This window comes from Bergeyella porcorum, from assembly GCF_042427575.1.
GTDB lineage: Bacteria > Bacteroidota > Bacteroidia > Flavobacteriales > Weeksellaceae > Bergeyella > Bergeyella porcorum.
Map to the genome: position 1 here is coordinate 16,120 of NZ_JBHMFD010000014.1, position 24,302 is coordinate 40,421.

Below are 24,302 nucleotides of genomic sequence, written 5' to 3' on the forward strand. Positions count from 1 at the left end.
TTACTCTAATGTTTCCTTTGGGAGAGAAAAGTCCATTGGACAAGCTACAGATGATAACCTCAAAAATAAATTTAAAATATGAATACAGTAACAAACAGAAAAAGAAGCGTTTTGACTCTTATCATAACACTGATAATGAGTGCATTGACATTTGCCAATACTCCCAATGCCAAAAAAGCCACAGCTATCACACAGGTCTATGGCGACGGAGTGAGAATGATAGCCGTAGCCTTGGAGTATCCGAAAGAAGTTTCGGGAAGTGATTTTGCGACGACCGACTTTACGGTTGAGGGGCGTACCATTACGGGCGTTTTTGCAAGCCATTCGGTAAGCCTTACGGATAAGGCAGACAAGGGGAAATTCCTCATTGTGCAACTTTCACCGGACGAAGCCAATATCTCGTTGGCTTACAAAATGAAAATGTCCAACGCCACCACAAGTACAACACCCAAAAAAGGAGGTAAAAAATGGGTGGCTGGCGACAAATTGTCTGAAAATCTGGCTTACAAAGATGCCCAAGCAACCATAAAACAAAAGAGCGGAACAGCCATCACCACAACAGCAGTGAAAAATCTGGTTGTAGATGATTTCCAACAGCTTACTTTCAAAGACCCACAGACCAACAAAACTTTGCGATACAACCTTTTTGTACCGAAAAATCAAGGAAAAGAACCCTTGCCGTTAGTTTTGTTTATGCACGATGCCGGCGTAACGAGCGAGTACCACCGAGCGACATTGTTTCAAGGGTTGGGAGCTGTTGTATGGGCGAGTCCAGAAGAACAGGCAAAACGCCCTTGCATCGTTTTAGCCCCTCAGTTTGACGAAATTATCGTTGATGACAACGCACAAACCTCTCCGATGATGGAAACCACCATTCATTTGATTGAAAACCTCTCAAAACAGTACAATATCGACCAAAATCGTATCTATACCACAGGACAGTCGGGCGGTTGTATGATGTCTATTGCGATGAATATCAAATATCCAGACCTTTTCGCTGCGGCGTACCTTGTGGCGGGGCAATGGAATCCCGATTTGGTTGCTCCGATTGCCAAGAAAAAGCTATGGATAATGGTTTCGGTAGATGATTTGGGAGCTTTCCCGGGAGAAAATGCCATTACCAAACGATTGGAAAAAGAGGGAGCGAAAATAAGCCGTGCGTGGTGGAATGCTACTTGGAATACCAACGAATATCGCTTTGCTTACGACAAAATCGTTGCCGAAAACAATCCGATAAAATACACAGTCTTTGAAAAAGGAACCGTATTCCTCCCCGGAGCCGACACCGCCGGAGCAAGCGGACACCGAAATACTTGGCGAGTGGCGTACAGCATCGAACCTATCAGAGAATGGCTCTTCGAGCAGAGAAAATAACCAATTTGCCAATCGTAATTTAGGCTTTTAGCCGTAAAAAGCTATTGCTTATTCAAGAATTATACATAAATAAAAGTATTTCAACAGATATGAAAAACACAAAAATCATAGGTTGCATCGTTTTGGCAATGGCAACTACTTCTTGCCAAACGCTTCAACAGAAGAAAGAAAAATCGGCATTGGCATTCGATATTGATAAATATGAGCTACAAACGCTGACCCAAGACGGAAAAACCTTTCAGGTAAGGGCATACGAAAATATCGCTTATGTCGAAAACCCCGTAGATACGACCTACCAAAAGATGAACATCTACATTCCGGCAGAATATTTTGAAGGAAAAAGCATCGACGGCTTTACGGCACAGACCGCTCCTATTTTTTTCCCGAACCAAGTGGGCGGATATATGCCCGCAAAGGCAGGAACAGCAAAGAAAGAGAGCAAAACACCTCCAACGGGAGAAAGAGCGGAGAGCAACCCTCTGTCGATGGCAGAAAATGAGCGTCCCGCAAGAGGAAATATGCCCGAAAAGGTCAATACAATTGCCGTAGCTTTGTCCAAAGGCTATGTGGTGGCTTCGGCGGGAGCCAGAGGACGTACCAACGCAAACGGAAAAGCCCCTGCCGTGATTGTAGATTTGAAGGCTGCCGTTCGTTACCTGAAATTTAACGACCAAAATATGCCTGGCGATGCACAGAAAATCGTTTCTAACGGAACAAGTGCGGGCGGTGCGGTATCAGCCCTACTCGGAGCGACGGGCGACAGCAAGGATTACGAGCCTTACTTAAAACAATTGGGAGCGGCACAGGCTTCGGACGCTATTTTTGCCGTGTCGGCGTATTGCCCGATTACCAATTTGGACAATGCCGATATGGCGTATGAGTGGCAGTTCCAAAAAGTTATCGATTACAAGAAAATTGATATTTCGATGCTCGACTACAAAGTGGAACGCAAAGAAGTTGCCGGAAAATTGGACGACGCTCAACAAAAAGTCTCTTCCGATTTGGCGAAATTGTTCCCCGCTTACCTCAACGGATTGAACCTAAAAGACCGAAACGGGCAGACTTTGACGCTCGACGAAAACGGCAATGGTAGCTTCAAGGATTTGGTAAAAAAATATGTAATTGCTTCGGCTCAAAAAGCCCAAAAGGAAGGCAAAGATATGCGTGTGTACGCTTTCTTGAAGGTCGAAAACGGCACGATTACCGATTTGGATTTCGATGCGTATGTCGCTTATATGGAACGCCAGAAAACTCCACCTGCTTTTGATGCTTTGGACTTGTCGTCGGGCGAAAATCAGGAATTTGGCGACGAAACTACGGACAAAAAGCACTTTACGCAATATGCTCTGAAAAACTCTACCGTTCAGGGAGCGATGGCAGACTCGCAGATTGTCCGTATGATGAACCCGATGTATTATATCGGAAAGGAAAATGTGGCAACCTCGAAGCATTGGCGTATTCGCCACGGAAGTAAAGACAAAGATACTGGATTGGCGGTTTCCGTAATCCTGACGACTTTGCTCGAAAATCACGGTTACACGGTCGATTTTGCCCTACCTTGGGACAAACCTCACAGCGGCGACTATGATTTGGAAGAACTTTTTGCGTGGATAAAACAAGTGACGAAGTAAAATTGTGTTCATCGTGAACAAATACAATCCCGAAATACACAAAATGATATTGGGGAAATGGCACCCGTAGGGGCGTATGCAATACGCCCCTACGGGGGTGGTCACAAACATTGGGTGCGGTTATGCGGGGATATAAATCACGGCACAACATATATTCATCTGAAAAAATAAAAAACAAATGACTATCCGAAAAATCGCCATCGAAGATTGGCAAAAATTACAAGATATTGGACGGCAAACATTTTACGAAACCTTTGCGGAGAGTAATTCTGCGGAAGATATGCAACGCTATTTGGCGGAAAGTTTCGCCGAAGAGAAAGTGAAAAACGAGTTGAGCAATCCCAATTCTGAATTTTATTTTGTTGAAATTGACGATGAAGTGGTAGGTTATCTAAAATTAAATTTTGGAACATCACAAACCGAACTCCAAGACCATAACGCCGTAGAGATAGAACGCATCTATGTTTTGAAAATCTATCACGGACAAAAAGTAGGGCAATTGCTTTACGACAAAGCCATTGAAGTGGCTCAAAACAAACAAGCGGAATATGTTTGGTTGGGCGTTTGGGAAGAAAATCCACGAGCGATTCGCTTTTATGAAAAAAATGGTTTTGTAGCCTTTGATAAACACATTTTCAAACTCGGTAATGATGAGCAAACGGATATTATGATGCGGAAGAATTTGAGAAAGATGTAAAAGATTAAAATATGAACATAGAAGAAATATGCGAATTTTGTTTGGCATTGCCCGATGTGACGGAAGATTTTCCATTTGATGAGCAAACGCTGGTATTCAAAACGCACGGAAAAATCTTTTTGCTTTGTGGCTTAGATGCTGTGCCCTTGCGTATCAACCTCAAATGCCAACCAGATTTAGCGGAAGACCTCCGAGCAGAGTACGAACCGCATATCATTGGAGGATATCATATGAACAAAAAGCATTGGAATACGGTTTATGTAGAATCGTTACCGGCGGATTTGGTCAAAAAAATGATAATTCATTCCTATGAAGAGATTTTGAAAAAACTCCCTTTAAAAATTCGCAAAGAACTGAAATATAGTTTTAAAAATCCTTTTTTATAAAACTAAATGAAAATGAAAGAAAACACAAACAAAATAACGCCTTGCCTCTGGTTTTCTGCCGATGGTGGCAAACTGAATAATATTTTGGAATATTACCAAAAAGTATTTGATAAAAACTTTCACGCCAACGCCATTATTCCCCTCGGAGAAACGCCTAGTGGCTATGCCGAAATGTGCGAAATTCAAATTTTCGGGCAGTCGTATCTTTTGATGAGTACCGCACAAGAACATCACCCCTTTAACGATGCTATGGCGCTGATGATTAATTGCGAAAACCAGAAGGAAATAGACCATTTTTGGAACTATTTCACCCAAGAAGGGCAAGAAGCTCCTTGTGGCTGGTGTATCGACCGTTACGGATTTCGCTGGCAAATCATTCCGAAAAATATGGGCGAACTGATGAGCCAACCCAACGCCCAACAGGTAATGTATAGTCAAAAGAAAATTATAATTAACGAATATTTTAAATAGAATAGATATTATGCGATTATTTTTGATTTTATCTTTTACATTGATTTCAAGTGTAGTGTTTTCGCAAAAGAAATGTGATTGCGAACGAAATATGAATTTGATTGCCAATCAGATTGAGGAAAATTCGGTTTCTTATGCACATCAAGTTATTGAAAACAAAAAGCATAGAGATTATCAAAAACATAAAAAGCAAATCTTTAAACTTGCAAAAGATGCCAAAACAGAGAAGGAATGTTTGGGAATTGTTCAGCTTTATCTTTCTTTTCTTAGGGATACGCATCAAAAGTTACATATAACTAACGATTTTTATCCTTTTAAAACTTTTGATGATACTATTTCAGTTAAAAAATTTATTCAAGAAAATGTTGAAAACCATCAGCCAAAAAAGATAACTTCAAAGGGAATTTTAGGAGATTGGCATCACAAAAATGGATTGTTTTCTATTCAGATACAAAAGAATGATAAAAAAGGAAGGAAGTATATTGGTGTCTTAACATCAGATGTTAAAGTAAATAAACAATTTTTAGGCTATAAAGGAGATGTAAAGGTAGAGTTGTATTCCAACTACAAAGGAGAACTCGTTTCTGTATATTGGGATTTTGGTCAAAAACCTTCTGTACACAAAGTGGAATATGATGGAAAAACCTTGAAACTTGGAAGAAATTTTACTTTTTATAGAAATAAGCAAAATTTATCTAAAACAGACCAATATAAATTGCAAGATTCTATTTTCTTCAAAGAGCTAAGTCCTCGTACCAATTACTTCCGCATTCATTCTTTTGATTACGAAAACAAGCCTTTAATAGATTCTATAATTGGAGCGAACAAAGAAAAATTGATTTCAAAAGAAAATCTCATTATTGATGTAAGAAATAATGATGGAGGAAGTACTTTAAGTTACCATAAACTGCTACCTTTTATTTTGGATAAAAAAGAATATCAAAGTCCTATTGTAGCAACATCTATTTGGGTCAGTAAGGAAAATTTTCAGGATTATAGCAATGAAAGATATCTCTATGGTGTAAAAACAAAGCAAGATAGTCTAAATGCAGATAAAAGAATTGAAGAATTGGGGAAATATATCGGAAGATTTGAACCTTATGAAAAAAAGATGTCGAAAATAGATTCTTATCATACAAACCCTAAAAAAGTATATATCATCCAAAATAGATGGGATGCAAGTGCAGCAGAAGGCTTTATCCTTGTGGCAAAGCAGAGTGGCAAAGTAAAAACTTTTGGAGAGAATACAGCGGGAATGGTGTCTTATGGCGAGTGGAGAAAATTATTAATTCCCAATTTTCCTGCGTGGATAAGTCTCACCCAAAAGAGAATGATTTTTTATAACGATTCTGATTTTGAATCCATCGGTTTAAGTCCAGACCAACAACTCAATCCAGATTCTGAAAAAGAATGGATAAACATTGTACAAGAAGAAATAGAGAAAAATTAATATTATTAAAAATGAACAAAATAACGATTAAAGCCCAAGTAAAAGGCGATGTACAACAAGTTTGGAACGCCTATACCAACCCGAAACACATCATCAACTGGAATTTTGCCGACCCTTCGTGGCATTGCCCAAAAGCTGCCAACGATTTGCGTATCGGTGGTGAATACCTTGCCCGAATGGAAGCCAAAGACGGCAGTTTCGGGTTCGATTTCAAAGCGATTTACAAGGAACTAATGCTCGAGCAATCATTTGTCTATGTGATGGAAGATGGTAGAGAAGTCGGTGTAACATTCACACCACAAGATGATACTACGGAAATCGTTATCGTTTTCGACCCCGAAAATCAAAATCCTATCGAAATGCAACAAGCAGGTTGGCAAGCGATTTTGGATAATTTCAAACGCTATGCGGAGGGATTGAAACCTTGATAATCTAATTTTTCAAATGGGACGAGGATTGTTTTTATTTTTAGATTGTCAAGAGAAATAAATTTAAAAGGAATAACCAAAAAAATGAATTTAAAAGATATTATCGAGCGTTCTAAAAAAATACGCGAACGCTATCACGAATTGGAGTTGGAACACCACGGCAGCCATTGGACGGTGGAAGAAGATGCTTTGGCTTACCTCACCGATGCAGGTCTGGTGGGGCGAAACATTATGACCGAGCAAAACCGTTGGGGAAAAGCCAACGCCAAATCTCACAGCGAACTCCAACACAAGTTGGGCGAAAACATCTGGTGGCTCATCGTATTGGCAGAGAGAAGCGGTATCGACATAGAAGAAGCTATCGAAGAGTTTCTAACTAAAACAGAAAAGTTAATAGATACTAAGTAAAAATTCACCTGCATAAATTACCAATTTATAAGAAATGAACATCCGAAAAATCACCATCGAAGATTGGCAAAAATTACAAGATGTTGGACGGCAAACATTTTACGAAACCTTTGCGGAGAGTAATTCTGCGGAAGATATGCAACGCTATTTGGCGGAAAGTTTCGCCGAAGAGAAAGTGAAAAACGAGTTGAGCAATCCCAATTCTGAATTTTATTTTGTTGAAATTGACGATGAAGTGGTAGGTTATCTAAAATTAAATTTTGGAACATCACAAACCGAACTCCAAGACCATAACGCCGTAGAGATAGAACGCATCTATGTTTTGAAAACCTATCACGGACAAAAAGTAGGGCAATTGCTTTACGACAAAGCCATTGAAGTGGCTCAAAACAAACAAGCGGAATATGTTTGGTTGGGCGTTTGGGAAGAAAATCCACGAGCGATTCGCTTTTATGAAAAAAATGGTTTTGTAGCCTTTGATAAACACATTTTCAAACTCGGTAATGATGAGCAAACCGATATTATGATGCGGAAGAAGTTGGAAGAATAGTTTTTTATCAACAAAGAATAGAAATTTAAAGTAAATAAAAATCAATAAAATGGAAAATCAATTTAATCAACATCCTAATACCAAACTTATTCGTAATCAAACCGAAAGAACACCTTTTCAGGAGCATTCGGTGCCATTGTATTTGACTTCAAGTTTCGTTTTTGAAGATGCGGAACAGATGCGTGCAGCTTTTGCAGAGGAAGTGGAACATAATATTTACAGCCGATACAGCAATCCGAATGTGAATGAATTTACCCAGAAAATTGCCGATATGGAAGGAGCAGAGGCGGGATATGCTTTTTCATCGGGAATGGCAGCCGTATTTGCATCGTTCAATGCTTTGCTCAAGCCTAATGACCATATTTTGAGTTGCCAATCGGTGTTTGGCTCTACGCATTATTTATTCAAAACGCATTTCCCAAAATGGAATGTAGAAACCACCTATTTCAAGGCAGATGAAACCAATTTGGAGCAGTATTTACAGCCCAACACGCGTTTTCTTTATTTGGAAACGCCTACCAATCCCGCCATTGAGATTTTAGATTTAGAATTTTTTGGAAATTTCGCTAAAAAACATAATCTGATTTTCATTGTGGACAATTGTTTTGCCACGCCATACCTTCAACAGCCGATAAAATACGGAGCTGATGTAGTCATTCATTCCGCAACGAAGATGATAGACGGGCAAGGAAGGGTTTTAGGCGGTATTGCGGTGGGTAGAAAAGATTTGATTCGTGAGATTTATCTATTTTCCCGAAATACAGGACCTTCGCTTTCGCCGTTTAACGCTTGGGTTTTGAGCAAAAGTTTGGAAACCTTGCCCGTGCGTTTGGAGAAGCATTGCGAAAACGCTTTGAAGGTTGCCGAGTTTTTAGAATCTCACCCTAATGTATCTTTGGTGAAGTATCCTTTCTTAAAATCTCACCCCAACTATGATATTGCTAAAAAGCAAATGAAATTGGGCGGTAATATCGTAGCTTTTGAAGTGAAAGGTGGCATTGAAGGTGGAAGAAATTTCCTCAATAGCATCAAGATGTGTTCGCTTTCTCCTAATTTGGGCGATACCCGTACCATCGTAACGCACCCTGCCTCTACCACGCACTCTAAACTAACGGAAGAAGACCGCTTGGAAGTTGGCATCACACCAGGGTTAGTGCGTTGCAGCGTAGGTCTGGAGCAAGTGGAAGACATCATTGCCGATTTGAAGCAGGCGTTGGATAAGGCATAGCATAAGAGGATGAATCATTTTTATTATAGAGATAGAGGGAAAGGAGTTTATTCTTTTTCCTCTTTTTTAGAATGGAGATTAACTTTATAGAAAAGAAAATCAAGTCCTCGGAATAGAAAATCAACTTATCGGGAAGCAATATAAAGTCCTCGGGAAAGAAAATTAAGTCCTCGGGAAGGAAAATCAACTTATTGGGAAGTAATATAAAGTCATCGGGAAAGAAAATTAAGTACTCGGAAGAGAAAATAAACTTGTCGGGAAGCAATATAAAATCCTGGGGAAGGAAAATCAACTTGTGGGGAAGCAATATAAAGTCCTGGGGAAAGAAAATTAAGTCCTCGGGAAGGAAAATAAACCTATTGGGAAGCAATATAAAGTCCTGGGGAAAGAAAATTAAGTCCTCGGGAAGGAAAATTAACTTGTCGGGAAGCAATATAAAGTCCTGGGGAAGCAATATAAAGTCTTCGGGAAAGAAAATAAAGTCCTCGGAAGAGGAAATTAATTTATTGGAAGAGGAAGTAAGCTTCTTTCTCCCTTTGGGGGACAGGGGGATTTAGGGAAGGGAAATTGAGTGTTCGGGGGATAGTGGGGGATAGACTATTGTGTGACTTTCTTCCTAGTCTGAATTAAAAACTTTACCTTTGCCCAAGAGGATTTTGTCCTCCAATTTCAATCTAAATTTTATGAGCAGAAAAAAGAAAAATCTCATTCTTGAAAATATAAAACTCCTTTCCGCAGGGGCTAAAGGGGTAGCTGTGGGAAAAACAGAAGAGGGTAAAACCATTTTGGTATCGGGGGCGGTGCCTGGTGATGTGGTGAATGCCCGCATAAAAAAAGCCAAAAGCAAGTATTATGAAGCTGAAACGGTGGATATTTTAGAGCCATCGCCTTATCGTGTGGAAGCCCAATGCCAGCATTTTGGGGTATGTGGCGGTTGCAAATGGCAGAACCTAGCCTACGATAAGCAATTGGAGTTTAAGCAAGATGAGGTTTTGAACAACATTAAAAGAATTGGTGGCATAGAAGACTTTGAAACCTTGCCTATTTTAGGCTCGGCAGAGCAATATTATTACCGAAACAAAATGGAGTTTTCCTTTTCAGATGCTCGCTGGCTTACTTTGGAGGAGGTGAACTCTTCAGAAGCCATCAATGATAAAAATGCTCTGGGCTTTCACATTCCTGGGATGTGGAGCAAGATTTTGGATTTGAAAGAATGCCACTTGCAAGAAGACCCGTCTAATGCCATTCGCTTGGCAGTAAAGCAATATGCGGTGGACAAGGGCTTGACGTTTTTTGATGTGAAAAATCAAGATGGTTTTCTACGAACACTGATGCTTCGCCAAAATTCCAAGGGCGAGTGGATGGTGCTGTTCCAGCTTTATAGAGAAGAAAAAGATAATAGAGAGGCGTTGTTTGAATATATTTTGAAACAATTTCCGCAAATCAAAACGCTGGTCTATGCCATCAATCCGAAGAATAATGATTCTATCTACGATTTGGATATTCAGACCTACTTTGGCGAAGGCTATCTGATGGAAGAGATGGACGGCTTAAGGTTTAAAATAGGGCCAAAATCTTTCTTTCAAACCAACTACAAGCAGGCTTTGGAGCTGTACAGAAAAACCTTGGAGTTTGCAGATTTGAAAGGCAATGAGGTGGTGTATGACCTCTATACAGGTACGGGGACCATTGCCCAGTATCTCGCCAGAAATGCCCAACAAGTGATAGGGATAGAAGCGGTGCAAGAAGCCATAGATGCCGCCAAAGCCCACGCCACCCTCAATGGATTAGACAATTGTACTTTTTATTGTGGCGATATGAAAGAAGTGTTTACCGAGGAGTTTCTTGCCCGTCATCCGAAGGCAGATGTATTGGTGACCGACCCGCCTCGCGATGGGATGCATCATAAGGTGGTAGAGCAGATTCTAAAACTAGCTCCGCAACGCATTGTCTATGTAAGTTGTAACTCTGCCACCCAAGCCAGAGACCTCGCACTGATGAAAGACCATTATAGAGTGGTGAAAATCTTGCCAGTAGATATGTTCCCGCAGACCCACCACGTGGAAAATATAGCGTTATTAGAAAGGGTTTAATATTAACCGACAACCAAACTTAAGTTAGCCCCCTGTCCCCCGAAGGGGGAACTGCCGTCAACTATCAACCGACAACCAACAACTAAACTTAAGTTTTGAGTTTCTTTGAAGAAAGAAGAAAGAGAAAAGACTGTCAACTGTCAACCATCAACTGACAACCAGCTTCGCGTCTTAGCAGTGAAATTAAACTGCTTATAGCAAAATAACTCTCAGCTGAAAGTTGCAAAACTCTCAGTTGAAAGTTGTTCAACTCTCAACTGAGAGTTGAGCAAAACCCAAGCAAGAGTTTAAGGAAAGTCAGCTAAGAGTTAGAAAAACCTAAATTATGCAGTAGACTTTAGATGCTATCAATAGGATTGGGCTTTAGCCCATTCTAAGCAGTTTTTATGAAAAAAGGCTTTAGCCGAAGATTGACACGGTTTCCCGATTGGAAGAGTAAATTTGGCTAAAGCCTTTTGGATACGACATATTAAAAGTCGGGTTAAAACCCGACCCTATTGAAAGAAAGAAGGTAGTTCCTCCTAAACCCCGAAGGGGGAACTCTGCCGACAACCATCAACCGACAACTGACAACCAAACTTAAGTTTTGAGTGTTGAGTGCTGAGTTTTTTTGAAAAAAGAGGAAAGAAGAAAGAGAAAAGACTTTTTTCTAACCTCTAACCTCTAACCTCTAACTTTCTAGCTTCTTAGCAAATAACCGACAACTGAAACCAACAACCGTAAAAAAAAAGGATGGCAAAAATAAATTGCCATCCTTTTAGTGTAAATGTAAAAAAATCTATTTAGTATATTCTATTACATAAGAGTAGGTACCCGCAGGCATAGAAGTAGACATTACCCCTTGCCCGAAAACCATAGTCTTATTAGCTTTATCATAGCTATAGAAAGTAGTAGCGGCTACACCTCCCTGAAGAAGAGTACCATTATCATCTGTTCTTACGATTTTAATACCTGTGATGGCCTTAATATCTTTAGGAACGGCAGACAACACTGCACTATTACCACCATTGTGTGTAAAAGTACCTGTTGCTACTAGAGAGTTTGGAACCGCTGGAGCAGCATTACCACCATCTATTCTTACCCATTTACCTTCTGAGATAGATTGGGTAGAAACACCGTTTGGATTGAAAAAATAGTAAAATCCTGGTTTCAAATTTGTAGTTTGTGTAATAGATGGATCACTAGTAGAGCCTCCATTATTTGTGTTATACACAATCATTCCGTCATAATAATTAGGAAAAGCAATCCCGTCTAAAGCAGCCACATCTAAAGTAAAAACAGATAAATCTGTTTGAGGAAAATTGATACCTCTTCCTATGCTTTGTCCAAAGTTTTCTTTATTAGCAGATGCATCTATAAATGCATTTGATGATGTATTTACTGTAGGTGTCTGATTTAAATCTACTTGAGCATAAATAAATGCATTAATACCCAAAAATATTGGTAATATAATTTTTTTCATAATTTATATTTAATATAATAATTCTTAAAAATATATCTTATCTACCGATAGGATACCATGTTGTTCCTGTACTTACAAAACCTACTCCTGATTTAACTGCTATAGTTCCAAAATTAAAGGGATAAATCTCTGAGCTTCCATCTGTATTGCTTCCCGCAAAACCTAATCCAGAGGTAGTTCCATTGATTAGATAGATAATCCTACCTTTATTATTAGATGCCGAAGGTAAAGCTAACTTTCCATTAAGAGCTGTATTTGTAATGATTATCATATAATCTGAATCACCATATTCAATTGGATTAGTTTCAGCATATGTTCTTAAATTTTTATTTTCTTCTTTTTTCCCAGGATCTATATATACAGCCCCAGTATTTTGTAAATTTCCTTTAACTATTGTTCTCCCGGTACCTGTAACAAAAGTTAAATCCTGATTGTTTTGAGTAACTTTTCTAGCTGAAGCCAATGTTCCATCACCTGCATACAAACTAGTATCTGCACCGGCAGCACCCCCTACTTTCACCCATTCTGTATCATTAAAGTAGTAGAAGCCTTTAGCATCTACTTTGCTTGTGTATTTAGTAGTGGCTCCTGCAGTAGCATTACTGATGTAAACCATAGTAGACTCTTGTAGTCCATCTGTGCCTGTAACACCTCCCATAGTTTCTGCTTCTGCTTTAGTTACTCTTGGGATCAAGATACCGTTTAGGTTAGAGTTTGGATTTTTTTTCAATATCCAAAGTAGCCTTCGGCGTTGTGGTGGTGATACCTACTCTACCATCGTATTGTGCCATCGCCATTCCAGAAAACGCAATCCCCATTGAAAGAATAATTTTCTTCATTTTTTTAATCTTGTTTTTATTCGTTAATCCAATTTTAAAACTATAGATTTTACATAGCTTGGCTAACAGTCTTCCACTGTCTCGCCCACTACGAAAATCGCTGCAAATTTACGGTAATATTTCTATTGCACAAATTTGTGTGTATTTTTTTCAAAAAAAAATGATTAAAATTTTTTAAAAGATTGGTAATAAGATGGCTGGTAATTATGCTTTAGAGCGTATATAGGCTGCAGTAGTGTGTGTTAATAAAAAAATAATATCTTTGTTCCCAGATTAAACTCAACAGGAGGCTGTTTTAGTTCTTAAAGCATAGATGTAGCAAAGGTTTTTAAATGATTTTAATGATTTGTAAATAATATCCAGAAGGCATTAGACCCGAAATAATGATGAAATATATTGCATACATAGCCACATTTTTGGCGTTGTTTTCTTGCAGTTCAGATGATGATATCTGCATCAGTGGGGAGGCAACGCCGAGGATGAAGCTGAAATTCAAGGAAAGCGAAGGTAGGCTACTGAGACTTGCCCGCATCATTGTAGATGTGGATTACGGTAATGGAACTAAGACAGTAGTAGATGCTACTTCGGTAGATTCTATAATGATTCCGTTGAGGGTAGATAACCAGCTTTTTACGGAGGTTTTTGTTCGGACTTCCGAAACGGGAACTGCCTCCAAAATCAAAGTCAATTACACCACAGAAGCACAGTATGTATCACCTGCGTGTGGCTTCAAAAAACTGTACAAGAATGTTTCCCCCACTTTAGAAACTACCAATCCTGTTAAGAGTATAGAAACTTTACAAACTGAAATTATCGATGAAAAAGGCACTCATTTGTTTCTTGTTTTTTAGCCTTTGGGCTACGGCTCAGCAGCAGGATTCTACTGTGGTAGAGAAAAAATACATCCCGAATCTAATGATTGGTTTCGATGTGCTGAATGGCGGCTTGACATTGTTTTCCGATAGAAAAACAATGCAAGGCTTTGTCTCCACAAAAATCAAAAAAGACATTCACGCCGTAGTAGATTTAGGCTTTGAAAGAAATATTTATCAGAAAAATGGCTATGATGCCAAAGCATCTGGGATATTTATAAAAGCAGGCGGTTTTTATATGCTGATGAAAGACCCAGAAAATGAATTCAATGGGTTCTATGCAGGGCCTAAACTGGGAGCATCTTTCTATACCCAAGAATATATGCAAGTGCCTGTGCGAGGGAGCCAAGGTGGCGATGCTTATCTAAGCTTACCTCGTTCTGCACAATCCTCCTATTGGCTAGAAGCGAGCATTGGTGGTAGGGTTCAGCTGTTTGAAAGTCAATTTTATATTGATGTGAATGTACAGCCTCGCTATATGCTTTATTCTACCAAGCAAGATGATGTAAAACCGATGATTGTTCCTGGTTTTGGGCGTTCTTCCTCCAATTTTAGTGCAGGATTGGCTTGGAGCGTGGTGTATAAGTTTTAAAATCTTTTAAATAGGCTCCGTCATCACTAGAAAAAAGAAAAATATTTGCTCTATCTTTGCCCCTAATTTTAAGAAAGCAATATGGAGCAGAAAGTTACCTCAATACTTAGTTTACTCAACGAGCAATTACAACACCGAATCTTGATATTAGATGGAGCGATGGGAACGATGATTCAACGGTATCACCTCACAGAAGAAGATTATCGTGGAGAGCGTTTCAAGGATTGGGAACATTTGGTAAAGGGAAATAATGATTTGCTTTCGCTCACACGTCCAGATATTATTGAGGCGATTCATAGAGAGTATTTAGAAGCAGGTTCAGATATTATCGAGACCAATACGTTCTCTGGAACCACCATTGCGATGGCAGATTATGGAATGGAGGCATTAGTGTACGAGCTCAACTATGAATCGGCAAAAATTGCTAAAAAAGTTTGTGAGGAATACACTGCGAAAAATCCTGAAAAACCGAGATTTGTAGCAGGTGCTATTGGTCCTACGAACCGAACGGCATCGCTTTCCCCAGATGTAAATGACCCAGGGTATCGTGCCATTACTTTTGAAGATTTGCGTGTGGCATATAAGCAACAGGCAGAGGCTCTTTTAGATGGAGGTGCTGATATCCTTTTGGTGGAAACCATTTTTGATACCTTGAATGCCAAAGCGGCACTTTTTGCCATTGATGAAATTGCAGAGGAACGCAATATCCGTATTCCCATAATGGTTTCAGGAACCATTACCGATGCTTCTGGGCGTACGCTGAGTGGGCAGACGGCAGGGGCATTTCTTATCTCCGTATCACATTTGGATTTGCTGAGCGTTGGGTTTAATTGTGCTTTGGGAGCGAAACAATTGACGCCTTATTTGCAAGAGGTTTCCGAAAATTCTAATTTTTACATTTCTGCCTATCCTAATGCTGGTTTACCGAATGCTTTTGGTCAGTATGATGAAACGGCTGATGAAATGGCAGCACAAGTCAAAGAATATTTGGATAAAAAACTCATTAATATCATTGGAGGTTGCTGCGGAACCACGCCAGAGCATATCAAAGCCATTGCAGAATTGGCAAAGAAGTATGAGCCGAGGAGGGTTGATAAGCCCTGAAAGGGCGAAATATTATAGCCATTAATATCATTGGAGGTTGTTGTGGAACCACACCAGAACATATCAAAGCCATTGCAGAATTAGCAAAGGAATATGAGCCGAGGAGGATTTGACAAGCCCTGAAAGGGCGAAATATTATAGCCATTAATATCATTGGAGGTTGTTGTGGAACCACGCCAGAACATATCAAAGCCATTGCAGAATTGGCAAAGGAATATGAGCCGAGGAGGATTTGACAAGCCCTGAAAGGGCGAAATATTATAGCCAAGAGCATCGCTCTTGGAATATATAAATATATGAAAATATGGGACATTCATTAGTGAAATTATATGTGCATATTGTTTTTAGTACCAAACATCGTAATCCGATGATTACCGATGATATAAAAGATGAATTATTCCGTTATTTAGGAGGAATATGCAAAGAATTGGAATGTCCTCCGTTGATGGTAGGGGGCTACCGAGACCATATTCATATTCTTTGTCAATTATCCAAGAAAATTACCTTGATAAGCCTTGTAGAAAAGGTAAAGGCTAATTCTTCTAAATGGATAAAAACTAAGGGAGAGCAATTTAATAAATTCTATTGGCAGAATGGATATGGCGCATTTTCGGTAAATCCTACGGAAGTAGAGATTGTGAGAAAATATATAGCCAATCAAGAAGAACATCATCAGAAAAAATCATTTCAAGGAGAATATTTGGCTTTTTTGAAAAAATATAATGTTGAATTTGATGAAAAATATTTGTGGGATTAAATTGTGATGATTTTAATGTTTCAAACATCAAATACCTTGGCTAAGGAATGTCGGTCTTTCAGACCTCCCTACATTAATAATATAAAAAATGAACGAAAATAAACCAAAATACCACCCTATTTGCCTACAACTTTCTGGTCTAGAACCCTTAATTGCCGATGAAAAATCCAATTTCATCAATGTAGGGGAGAGAACCAATGTTGCGGGGTCTAAGAAATTTCTTCGCTTGGTAAAGGAGGAAAAGTTTGCAGAAGCTTTGGATATCGCAAGACATCAAGTGGAAGGAGGAGCTCAGATTTTAGATGTCAATATGGACGATGGGCTTATTGATGGTAAAACCGCAATGGTAAAATTCCTCAATCTCATTGCTTCCGAACCAGATATTGCCCGAATCCCAATAATGATAGACTCTTCCAAATGGGAAATATTGGAGGCGGGTTTGCAGGTGGTTCAGGGGAAATCTGTGGTCAATTCCATCAGTTTGAAAGGTGGCGAGGAGGAGTTTATCCGTCAGGCCAAGCTCATCAAAAGGTATGGTGCGGCGGTGATTGTAATGGCGTTTGATGAAGTGGGGCAAGCCGATACCTACGATAGAAGAATTGAAATTGCAGAACGCTCTTACCGAATTTTAGTAGATGAGGTGGAGTTTCCAGCAGAAGATATTATTTTTGACCTCAATATTTTCCCTGTAGCAACAGGAATGGAAGAACACCGCAGAAATGCCATAGATTTCATAGAAGCCACGCGTTGGGTAAGAACCCATTTGCCTTATGCTTCGGTGAGTGGTGGGGTTTCCAATGTTTCGTTTTCTTTCCGTGGAAATGATACGGTAAGGGAAGCGATGCATTCTGTGTTTTTGTATCACGCCATCAATGCAGGGATGAATATGGGTATTGTAAATCCTACAATGTTGGAGGTTTATGATGAGATTCCGAAAGAGCTTTTGGAATTGGTAGAAGATGTGATGCTTGACCGCCGAGATGATGCCACAGAGCGACTTTTGGATTATTCTGATAAGCATAAATCAACTAAAAAAGAAAAGACAGAAGATTTAAGTTGGAGAACATTACCACTCCAAGAGCGAATTAATTATGCTTTAGTAAAAGGCGTTGACCGCTTTATAGAAGAGGATATGGAAGCAGCTCGTTTGGTTGCGAAAAAGCCTCTGGAAGTGATAGAAATCAATCTGATGACGGGAATGGGCATCGTAGGAGATTTGTTTGAAAGTGGTAAAATGTTTCTGCCTCAAGTGGTGAAATCTGCCCGAGTAATGAAAAAGGCAGTGGCATACCTTCAACCTTTTATTGAAGCGGAAAAAGATGCTACCAAAAAATCTAATGGTAAGGTACTGATGGCAACCGTAAAAGGTGATGTTCACGATATTGGGAAGAATATTGTAGCGGTGGTTTTAGGCTGTAACAATTATGATATTGTAGATTTGGGCGTGATGGTTCCTGCTGAAAAAATCATTCAAACGGCGATAGAGGAGAAAGTAGATGTGATTGGACTGAGTGGGCTGATTACGCCGAGTTTGGACGAGATGGTCTATGTGGCTTCGGAATTGGATAGATTAAACCTCAATTTTCCGCTGATGATAGGCGGTGCTACTACTTCCAAAGCTCATACCGCTGTAAAGATTGCCCCGAAATATAAAAATACCGTTATCCACGTAACTGATGCTTCGCGTTCGGTGAATGTTGTTAGTTCCCTTTTGAATAAGGAAAAATCTGCTGAGTATTGTGCGGAAATTAAACGGGATTACGATGAATTTCGTGAGAAATTTCTGGGCAGGAAAGTAGCCAAAGAATATGTTACAATAGAAGAAGCACGAGAGCAGAAATTCAAAATAGATTGGAATAATATCGAAATTATTAAACCTAAAAAACTGGGCATTACGGTAATTGAGAACCAAGATTTAAACGCATTGGTACCGTTTATTGATTGGACACCATTCTTCCAAAGTTGGGATTTACACGGGAAGTTTCCAAAGATTTTAGAAGATGAAACAGTGGGCGAGGAAGCGAAAAATCTTTACAATGATGCTCAGAAAATGCTGAAAAAAATCCTTGATGAAAAACTACTCACAGCTAAGGCAGTTTTTGGGTTGTTTCCGGCTAATAGCGACGAGCAAGACGACATCTCTGTGATGAACGAAGAAGGAGAAGAATTGGCGAAATTCCGAACTTTGAGACAACAAGCCAAGCGTTCGGCAGGGAAGAATTATTTTGCAATTTCGGATTTTATTGCTCCAAAATCCACTGGGAAAACAGACTATATCGGGGCGTTTTGCGTTACCACAGGTTTTGGTACGGAGGAACTGGCGAAAGCGTATGAAGCTCAAAATGATGATTATAGTTCTATAATGGTAAAGGCCATTGCCGACCGATTGGTAGAGGCGTTTGCAGAATTTTTGCATAAGGAAATCCGAACGAAATATTGGGGCTATGCCGAGGATGAAGCATTAGAAAATAATGAATTAATTGCCGAAAAATATCAAGGTATTCGTCCAGCTCCGGGGTATCCTGCGTGTCCTGACCATTTGGAGAAGCTCACTATTTGGGATTTGCTGAAAGTAGAGGAGAATATTGGAGTTTATCTCACAGAAAGTTTAGCGATGTTCCCTACGGCAGCGGTTTCGGGTTATTATTTTGCTAATCCCGAAGCTAAATATTTTGGGGTTGGAAAGATAGATGAAGACCAATTGCAAGACTATGCCACCCGAAAAGGTGTGGATATAGACTATGCTAGAAAGTGGCTGATGCCTAACTTAGCCGACTAACAATAATTAATCCCTTCTCCATAGCGAGAGGGGATTGATATAGTGAATAATATGCGGTAGGCTTTAATCATCAGGCGATAAATATTCACTCAACAAAGTGGGTTTTTCCCACTGCTGAATTGAATTTGATAATTCTTCCGTGAGTTTTTATAAATTCCTCAGTATGTTTTCCAAAATTCCTCAGTATGTTTTCCAAAATTCTTCAGTATGTTTTCTGAAATTCTTCAGTATGTTTTTTCAAACTCTTCCGTATGTTTTCCCCACTTGGAAATATTCCTTATTCTTTAACTTCTGTTTTTTGCCTTTCATCAATGAATATTCAAAAAAAATGATGATTTTTGCAATTGGAATATCAACAATATATCTAAAGGGTATAGAATAAATATGAAAGTAACAGAGCACATCAAGAGAGCCAATGGGAAAACCTTGTTTTCCATAGAAGTAATTCCCCCTACGAAAGGCACAGGGATAGAGGATTTGTATAAAAATATAGACCCGCTGATGGAGTTTCAGCCTCCTTTTATAGATGTTACTACTTCGAGAGAAGAGTATATTTATATCCAAAAGGATAACGGATTGATGGAGCGTCGCATTACGAGAATGCGTCCTGGGACATTGGGTATCTGTGCTACACTTCAGCATAAATATAAAGTAGATACAGTTCCTCACGTGCTTTGTGGTGGCTTCACCAAGGAAGAAACCGAGTACCTTTTGGTAGATTGTATGTATCTTGGGATAGATAATGTAATGGCACTCCGTGGTGATGCAATGAAGGGACAGCAGCATTTTGTTCCAGCTGAAGGAGGAAATCAGAATGCAGTAGAACTAGTACAGCAAATTCACAATGCGGGAAGAGGAAAATTCTTGCACGATGGGGAACTTTCTGATACGGAAAATAAATTTTGCATTGCCGTGGCAGGTTATCCAGAGAAGCATTTAGAAGCTCCATCTCTAAACTCCGATTTGAAATGGCTCAAGAAAAAAGTAGAGGCTGGGGCAGACTATATTGTTACCCAAATGTTTTTTGATAATCAAAAGTTTTTCGATTTCGTGAAGCAAGTTAGAGCTATGGGGATTGATATTCCTATTATCCCAGGTATTAAGCCTATAGCCACTAAAAAGCATCTTTCGCTTTTGCCTAAAACTTTTAAAATAGACTTGCCCGAAGACCTTATCCACGAGGTGGAAAAAGCTAAAGATAATGCCGCTGTGAAGCAAATAGGTGTAGAATGGGCAATACAGCAGTGTAAGGAACTGCGGGAGTTTGGTGTTCCAGTGCTACACTTTTATTCTATGGGAAAAAGCGAAAACATCAAACAAATTGCTAAAGAGTTGTTCTAATTATCAAGGCAAATTGGCTTGATATTTGAAAGCAATAGATTCTTAAATGATAAAAATGAATAGACTCATCTCTGTGATATTAATCTGCATTTCGGTAATAGCGTGTCAATCCAAGCAAACCCTCCAAGAGCATAGCAATTTGCCGAAGGATATTAGCCAAATGCCGAAGCGAAATCCAGTTGCCACAGTGGATAGCGAAAGGAAAATAGATGAGAATAATATGCTGAAACTTCGCACCGAGATAGAGGACCTTATCAATGAAGAGCATTGCACCGATGCAAAGGATTGGCGGATTTCACCATTGGGGTCTAAAGCGTGTGGAGGTCCTGCGTCTTACATCGCATATCCTATAAAGTTGGAACGCGAGATTTTGCCTAAAATTACGGAATTTAATAGGCAAAGTTCTGCTTATAATTTAGAATATGGAGCAATGTCAGATTGTGCCGTAACGGCATCGCCTACTAAGATAGTCTGTGAATCGGGTAGGGCAGTGTTGGTCTATTCAGAAGAGAAAAAGTAGAAAAGCAAAAAGCATCTCGTTTTATTTGAGATGCTTTTATTTTCTTTAAAAGGAAAAAGTTTTTAGATTTCTTCATCAGACTCGATGGTGAACGAGCGATTTTTGAAATCTTTGTCGTGTTTTTCAGAGATAACATCTTCCCCTTTCTCTGTGATAATGAAATCTGTAGCTTCGCTGAACATTTCCTGAAATGCTTTGAAATCTTCTTTGTAGAGATAGATTTTATGCTTTTCAAAAGTAGCTTCTCCGTTGTCAGAAAAATTCTTTTTACTCTCGGTAATGGTAAGATAATAATCTCCTGCCTTAGTCTCGCGCACGTCAAAAAAATACGTTCTTCTTCCTGCTTTTAGCACCTTGGTGAAAATTTCATTTTCGTGGCGCTCTTTGTAATCACTCATTGTACGATGTTTTTTAGAAATCTTATTTCAACAAATATAAAAGAAATCTTTTAATTTCAAAATATTTTTTGCATAAAAGCTCATAAAATTTAAAAGTGAAAAATAGGGTATATTGTTTTATTTAATTGATTTTTAAATAATTAAATGCTTAGATTTAGGATTTTATCTGCTCTTTTGGCACTGCTTTCTCTATGGGTAATGATGATGGAAGTGGCTTTTTTGAGGTCTTTTTCTATGTTTTTTAAGATATTTTCTTCCGTTTCTGTATCCAAAGCAGATAGGGAATCATCAAAAATGAGGATTTCGGGTTGTCTAATCAACGCTCTTGCGATGCAGATTCTTTGTTTTTGTCCTCCGGATAGCATCACGCCTCGCTCGCCCACCATTGTCTGATATTGGTCTTTGAAATTGACAATATTTTTATGAACATCGGCTTTTTTGGCGTATTCTACAATTTGCTCGTGGCTTGGATGGTCTATGGCAAAGCCAATGTTGTTTTCTATGGTATCAGAAAAAAGGTAGCTTTCTTGTGGAATGTAGCCTATATGCTGGCGGTAATGGTAGAGGTTGTGTTCTTTTAAGTTTTTACCATCTATCAAAATTTCACCCTCGGTAGGGTCTATTAATCTGGCTAAAAGCAAGGCTATGGTGGTTTTTCCGCTACCTGTTTTTCCCATTATGGCGAGGGTTTCACCAGCATTGATTTTGAAACTAAGGTTTTTAAGTGCTTGGATGCCTGTATTGGGATAAGTGTAGGAGACATTGCGAAACTCGATGTTGCCTTGGATGGGGTATGTCTCAAAATTATGATTGGTAATATCAGATTTCTTACTTAGAAATTCATTGATTCTTGCCATAGACGCTTCGGCTCTTTGGTTTACCGAAACTACCCATCCCACTAAGGAAAAAGGCCAAATCAGGATGTTGATGTAGAGAAAGAAGTCGGCGATGAGTCCTACGGAAATTTTACCATCGATGTATTTACTCCCTCCGATATAGAGAATGGCAACATTCAGTAGCCCAATCACGAAAAGGATGATGGTGAAGAAGTAAGCTTCAGTTTTGGCTAAATCTAATGCCTTGTCTTGATAGTCGGTTACTTTATTGGTGTAGTTTTGAGCAATGTATTTTTCCTTGGCAAAGTATTTTATCACTCGGATTCCAGAAAAGCTATCTTGTACAAAAGTGGAAATAGCAGATTGGCTTTTTTGCATTGTTTTCGACTTTTGATTGATGATGGAGCTCACTTTGTAAATGGTATAGGAGAGGATGGGAAACGGGAGCAATGCCCATAGTGTCATTTGAGCATCGGTTTTTAGCATATAAATCCCCGTGATGATGAGCAACACCAGTAGATTGACCACATACATCACGCCAGGTCCTAGATACATTCTCACGGCTACCACATCTTCGCTAAGGCGGTTCATCAGGTCACCAATTGTATTTTTTTTGTACTCTGTGAGGGAAAGTTCTTGGTAATGGCGGTAGATTTTATTTTTGAGTTCGTACTCTATATTTCGTGAAGCCACAATGATAGTTTGCCGCATCATAAAGGTGAAGAACCCCGTAAGTAGGGAAGAAATGATGATGATGCCCACATAGGTGAGTACCTGTTTGTTAAATCCTAAGTGTCCATTTTGAGCCAATTCATCTACGGATTTTCCTACGAACTGAACCTTGTAGATATTGAAAAAATTGCTGGCAACAATGAATAAGAATCCCCAAAACAGTAGTGTTCTGTGTTTCCAAAAGTAGGGATTAAGGGTTTTGAGAGCGTTCATAAGTTGCAAAAATACTAAATTTGAGATTAAGAGGAATTTAGGATTATCAATTTAATGCGTTGTAATAGATTTTTTTGAGATAGAAATTTACATTGGAATATTTTGATTTTAGGTTCACTAAAGTAGGAATTATTCCCAAGGTGATTGCCTCGGTTTCTTCCTCTCTAAAATCCAACTGCTCTCCATTTTCCAAACTTTTTTACTATCTTTGCCACAATAAAAGTTCTTTGAATGCTTGGAAGAAGACAAATTCGCGAAAAAGTAGTAGAGACCTTGTACTCTCATTATCAAAATCCTATTCAGTATGATGTTTTGGAAAAAAGAATGTTTTCCGAAATCGAAAGAATCTACCACCTCTATGTCTATCAGCTCAATTTCTTAGTTGCGTTGAAAGATTTAGCCCAGCGGCAGATTGAAATCGGAAAACAAAAATTCATTAAAACCGAAGCGGAGCTGAATCCTAATCAAAAGTTTATTAATAATCAGGTGCTTGTCCAGTTGGAAGAGAATATGGAACGATTGAGTTTCACCTCAAAACATCAAGAACTCAAATGGGATATGCACGATGAACTTTTAGTAAAAACTTTCCAAAGAATCATTGCCAGCAAACGCTATCAAGATTATATGAAGGAGGAGCAGGTTTCCTTTGAGGAAGACCAAAAGTTTATCGGGAAACTATTTCTTCGTTACATTGCAGAAAATGATGACTTCCACGATAGACTGGAAGAAAAGGAGATGAGCTGGGCAGATGGTTTCCACATCGGTAATTCTATGGTGCAGAAGACCATTGGCTTTATGAAAGAGGAGCAACCAAGCCATACGCTTATTCAGATGATAAAGGATGAGGATGATAAGATTTTTGCTAGAAAACTGCTTTGGGAATCCGTTAAGAACTGGGAAGCTACCGAGAAAAAAATAGAAGAACGCTTGCAAAACTGGGATTTGGAAAGAGTTTCCCTGATGGATAAGGTTATTCTGATAGCGGGCATCTCAGAGTTTGACCATTTTCCTGCTACGGCATCTCGCATCATCATTAATGAGTATGTTGAGATTTCCAAAGTATTCTCTACAGAGAAATCCAATATTTTTATCAACGGAATTTTAGATAAATATTCAAAAGATACCAATAGAATTAATTAAG

The 24,302-nt window shown here is 39.1% G+C and carries 26 protein-coding genes and 1 pseudogene; 22 read left to right on the top strand and 5 right to left on the bottom strand.

Annotated features, from left to right (window positions below):
• The first annotated feature begins 78 nt into the window (after window positions 1–78).
• From ACFFUE_RS09680 to rlmD, 12 genes are all read left to right on the top strand, one after another.
• Entirely contained in the window at window positions 79–1,374 is a 1,296-nt protein-coding gene (locus ACFFUE_RS09680) for a prolyl oligopeptidase family serine peptidase (RefSeq protein WP_376834854.1), read from the top strand.
• Between the two features lie 89 nt (window positions 1,375–1,463).
• Window positions 1,464–3,005 (top strand): subtype B tannase, encoded by a 1,542-nt coding sequence (locus ACFFUE_RS09685; protein ID WP_376834856.1) that lies wholly within the window; start codon window positions 1,464–1,466, stop codon window positions 3,003–3,005.
• Window positions 3,006–3,183: 178 nt separating this feature from the next.
• Entirely contained in the window at window positions 3,184–3,702 is a 519-nt protein-coding gene (locus ACFFUE_RS09690; protein ID WP_376834858.1) for a GNAT family N-acetyltransferase, read from the top strand.
• A gap of 11 nt (window positions 3,703–3,713) precedes the next feature.
• Complete coding sequence (locus ACFFUE_RS09695) at window positions 3,714–4,088, top strand: MmcQ/YjbR family DNA-binding protein (protein WP_376834860.1); 375 nt, start codon at window positions 3,714–3,716, stop codon at window positions 4,086–4,088.
• A gap of 12 nt (window positions 4,089–4,100) precedes the next feature.
• Window positions 4,101–4,559 (top strand): VOC family protein, encoded by a 459-nt coding sequence (locus ACFFUE_RS09700; protein ID WP_376834862.1) that lies wholly within the window; start codon window positions 4,101–4,103, stop codon window positions 4,557–4,559.
• Window positions 4,560–4,569: 10 nt separating this feature from the next.
• Window positions 4,570–6,009, top strand: coding sequence for a S41 family peptidase (locus tag ACFFUE_RS09705; protein ID WP_376834864.1), 1,440 nt, complete (start codon window positions 4,570–4,572; stop codon window positions 6,007–6,009).
• Between the two features lie 11 nt (window positions 6,010–6,020).
• Complete coding sequence (locus ACFFUE_RS09710; RefSeq protein ID WP_376834866.1) at window positions 6,021–6,437, top strand: SRPBCC family protein; 417 nt, start codon at window positions 6,021–6,023, stop codon at window positions 6,435–6,437.
• Window positions 6,438–6,521: 84 nt separating this feature from the next.
• Window positions 6,522–6,845 carry a nucleoside triphosphate pyrophosphohydrolase family protein gene (locus ACFFUE_RS09715; protein ID WP_376834868.1) on the top strand — a complete coding sequence of 108 codons (324 nt, stop codon included), beginning with the start codon at window positions 6,522–6,524 and terminating at the stop codon, window positions 6,843–6,845.
• Between the two features lie 34 nt (window positions 6,846–6,879).
• Window positions 6,880–7,395, top strand: coding sequence for a GNAT family N-acetyltransferase (locus ACFFUE_RS09720; RefSeq protein ID WP_376834870.1), 516 nt, complete (start codon window positions 6,880–6,882; stop codon window positions 7,393–7,395).
• Window positions 7,396–7,444: 49 nt separating this feature from the next.
• On the top strand, window positions 7,445–8,623 hold the full coding sequence (locus tag ACFFUE_RS09725) for a trans-sulfuration enzyme family protein (protein ID WP_376834872.1): 1,179 nt from the start codon (window positions 7,445–7,447) through the stop codon (window positions 8,621–8,623).
• A gap of 191 nt (window positions 8,624–8,814) precedes the next feature.
• Window positions 8,815–9,180: a hypothetical protein gene (locus ACFFUE_RS09730; protein ID WP_376834874.1), complete on the top strand. Its 366-nt coding sequence runs from the start codon at window positions 8,815–8,817 to the stop codon at window positions 9,178–9,180.
• Window positions 9,181–9,306: 126 nt separating this feature from the next.
• Window positions 9,307–10,716, top strand: coding sequence for a 23S rRNA (uracil(1939)-C(5))-methyltransferase RlmD (rlmD, locus tag ACFFUE_RS09735; RefSeq protein ID WP_376834876.1), 1,410 nt, complete (start codon window positions 9,307–9,309; stop codon window positions 10,714–10,716).
• Window positions 10,717–11,494: 778 nt separating this feature from the next.
• Here rlmD and ACFFUE_RS09740 read toward each other — a convergent pair.
• From ACFFUE_RS09740 to ACFFUE_RS09750, 3 genes are all read right to left on the bottom strand, one after another.
• On the bottom strand, window positions 11,495–12,151 hold the full coding sequence (locus ACFFUE_RS09740; RefSeq protein ID WP_376834878.1) for a hypothetical protein: 657 nt from the start codon (window positions 12,149–12,151) through the stop codon (window positions 11,495–11,497).
• Between the two features lie 64 nt (window positions 12,152–12,215).
• Complete coding sequence (locus ACFFUE_RS09745; protein WP_376834880.1) at window positions 12,216–12,908, bottom strand: phage tail-like protein; 693 nt, start codon at window positions 12,906–12,908, stop codon at window positions 12,216–12,218.
• Window positions 12,886–13,017 (bottom strand): hypothetical protein, encoded by a 132-nt coding sequence (locus ACFFUE_RS09750; protein WP_376834882.1) that lies wholly within the window; start codon window positions 13,015–13,017, stop codon window positions 12,886–12,888. The genes ACFFUE_RS09745 and ACFFUE_RS09750 overlap by 23 nt, the downstream gene beginning before the upstream one ends.
• Window positions 13,018–13,400: 383 nt before the next feature.
• Here ACFFUE_RS09750 and ACFFUE_RS09755 point away from each other — a divergent pair, with 383 nt between their 5' ends.
• The 9 genes and pseudogenes from ACFFUE_RS09755 (at window position 13,401) to ACFFUE_RS09795 (ending at window position 20,982) form a co-directional block, all read left to right on the top strand.
• Entirely contained in the window at window positions 13,401–13,868 is a 468-nt protein-coding gene (locus ACFFUE_RS09755; RefSeq protein ID WP_376834884.1) for a DUF6452 family protein, read from the top strand.
• Window positions 13,834–14,481 carry a DUF6048 family protein gene (locus tag ACFFUE_RS09760; RefSeq protein ID WP_376834886.1) on the top strand — a complete coding sequence of 216 codons (648 nt, stop codon included), beginning with the start codon at window positions 13,834–13,836 and terminating at the stop codon, window positions 14,479–14,481. The genes ACFFUE_RS09755 and ACFFUE_RS09760 overlap by 35 nt, the downstream gene beginning before the upstream one ends.
• An 81-nt stretch (window positions 14,482–14,562) precedes the next feature.
• The gene (locus ACFFUE_RS09765) at window positions 14,563–15,585 is read left to right on the top strand and encodes a homocysteine S-methyltransferase family protein (RefSeq protein WP_376834888.1); all 1,023 of its coding nucleotides are present in this window, start codon (window positions 14,563–14,565) and stop codon (window positions 15,583–15,585) included.
• 20 nt (window positions 15,586–15,605) lie between these two features.
• Window positions 15,606–15,698 (top strand): annotated as a pseudogene (locus ACFFUE_RS09770) (homocysteine S-methyltransferase family protein); the annotation flags it as partial.
• A gap of 30 nt (window positions 15,699–15,728) precedes the next feature.
• Window positions 15,729–15,821: a homocysteine S-methyltransferase family protein gene (locus ACFFUE_RS09775; protein WP_376834951.1), complete on the top strand. Its 93-nt coding sequence runs from the start codon at window positions 15,729–15,731 to the stop codon at window positions 15,819–15,821.
• 68 nt (window positions 15,822–15,889) lie between these two features.
• Window positions 15,890–16,342 carry an IS200/IS605 family transposase gene (gene tnpA, locus ACFFUE_RS09780; protein ID WP_376834890.1) on the top strand — a complete coding sequence of 151 codons (453 nt, stop codon included), beginning with the start codon at window positions 15,890–15,892 and terminating at the stop codon, window positions 16,340–16,342.
• Window positions 16,343–16,430: 88 nt separating this feature from the next.
• On the top strand, window positions 16,431–19,121 hold the full coding sequence (gene metH, locus ACFFUE_RS09785; protein WP_376834892.1) for a methionine synthase: 2,691 nt from the start codon (window positions 16,431–16,433) through the stop codon (window positions 19,119–19,121).
• Between the two features lie 384 nt (window positions 19,122–19,505).
• On the top strand, window positions 19,506–20,462 hold the full coding sequence (gene metF / locus ACFFUE_RS09790) for a methylenetetrahydrofolate reductase [NAD(P)H] (RefSeq protein ID WP_376834894.1): 957 nt from the start codon (window positions 19,506–19,508) through the stop codon (window positions 20,460–20,462).
• Window positions 20,463–20,517: 55 nt separating this feature from the next.
• A complete protein-coding gene (locus ACFFUE_RS09795) occupies window positions 20,518–20,982 on the top strand; it encodes a hypothetical protein (RefSeq protein WP_376834896.1) in 465 nt (154 codons plus the stop codon).
• 62 nt (window positions 20,983–21,044) lie between these two features.
• Here the strand turns inward: ACFFUE_RS09795 and ACFFUE_RS09800 are convergent, their stop codons facing one another.
• A complete protein-coding gene (locus ACFFUE_RS09800) occupies window positions 21,045–21,380 on the bottom strand; it encodes a DUF3276 family protein (protein WP_327983991.1) in 336 nt (111 codons plus the stop codon).
• Window positions 21,381–21,520: 140 nt separating this feature from the next.
• Complete coding sequence (locus ACFFUE_RS09805; protein WP_376834898.1) at window positions 21,521–23,161, bottom strand: ABC transporter ATP-binding protein; 1,641 nt, start codon at window positions 23,159–23,161, stop codon at window positions 21,521–21,523.
• Between the two features lie 231 nt (window positions 23,162–23,392).
• On the opposite strand from ACFFUE_RS09805, the gene ACFFUE_RS09810 reads away from it, so the two are divergent.
• A complete protein-coding gene (locus ACFFUE_RS09810) occupies window positions 23,393–24,301 on the top strand; it encodes a transcription antitermination protein NusB (RefSeq protein WP_327983994.1) in 909 nt (302 codons plus the stop codon).
• Window position 24,302: the final 1 nt, after the last annotated feature.